This is a genomic window from Vibrio makurazakiensis (assembly GCF_050337375.1).
GTDB classification, from domain to species: Bacteria; Pseudomonadota; Gammaproteobacteria; order Enterobacterales; family Vibrionaceae; genus Vibrio; species Vibrio makurazakiensis.
In genome coordinates this window covers 1-962 of the sequence record NZ_JAKJSW010000462.1, presented here as the reverse complement: position 1 = coordinate 962, position 962 = coordinate 1, and the positions used below count along the sequence as shown (strand labels likewise).

Below are 962 nucleotides of genomic sequence, written 5' to 3'. Positions count from 1 at the left end.
GATGAGTTTTCCCTGACGCTTTAAGCGTCCTAAAGGGTTGTCGTAGACTACGACGTTGATAGGCAGGGTGTGTAAGTGCTGCGAGGCATTGAGCTAACCTGTACTAATTGCCCGTGAGGCTTAACCATACAACACCCAAAGGGTTTTGGATTGGACTCAAGATACATCAGACCTTGAATGAGTTTGAAGAGAYAKAACTTTTAAATACAGTTTTCCGAATTTTAAAATTTGCTTGGCGACCATAGCATTGTGGACCCACCTGAYYCCATGCCGAACTCAGAAGTGAAACACAATAGCGCCGATGGTAGTGTGGGGTTTCCCCATGTGAGAGTAGGACATCGCCAGGCTTTAATTTCGACTTGTCTCGRTAGAGACGAGTCACCATAGTTTTTTAAGTGATTACTTAGAATATTATGTTGACTTTCAAAGTGGAAAGCGTATTATACGCGTCCTGCTTAAGTGCTAAGGCACTGAAAGCAAAGCTCTTTAACAATTTAAACCTATCAATCTGTGTGGGCACTCGTTGATGATATCAAAAAAGATTTCYTCGGAAATCGACTTTGGTTTCAATGAACTGAGTGACCAATACRARTAACGATTTATCGTTATTTGGCACAGTCAATTCATTACCATTCTGTTGGAATGGTAATAGCTTTAGAATTACATGTTTACTTMGGTAAATATTAGTTTTGAAGTCAGTATTCATTGAGCCGACAAAATCTTAAATTGAAGAGTTTGATCATGGCTCAGATTGAACGCTGGCGGCAGGCCTAACACATGCAAGTCGAGCGGAAACGACAACATTGAYTCTTCGGATGATTTGTTGGGCGTCGAGCGGCGGACGGGTGAGTAATGCCTAGGAAGTTGCCCGGTAGAGGGGGATAACCATTGGAAACGATGGCTAATRCCGCATAATCTCTATGGAGCAAAGCAGGGGACCTTCGGGCCTTGTGCTACCGGAT

The 962-nt window shown here is 43.1% G+C and carries 3 rRNA genes; all 3 read left to right on the top strand.

Annotation, left to right across the window (positions count from 1 at the left end):
- Positions 1-128, top strand: a 23S ribosomal RNA gene (locus tag L4C33_RS22465); the annotation flags it as partial.
- A gap of 103 nt (positions 129-231) precedes the next feature.
- Positions 232-347: ribosomal RNA gene (rrf, locus tag L4C33_RS22460) — 5S ribosomal RNA — on the top strand.
- 376 nt (positions 348-723) lie between these two features.
- Positions 724-962: ribosomal RNA gene (locus L4C33_RS22455) — 16S ribosomal RNA — on the top strand; the annotation flags it as partial.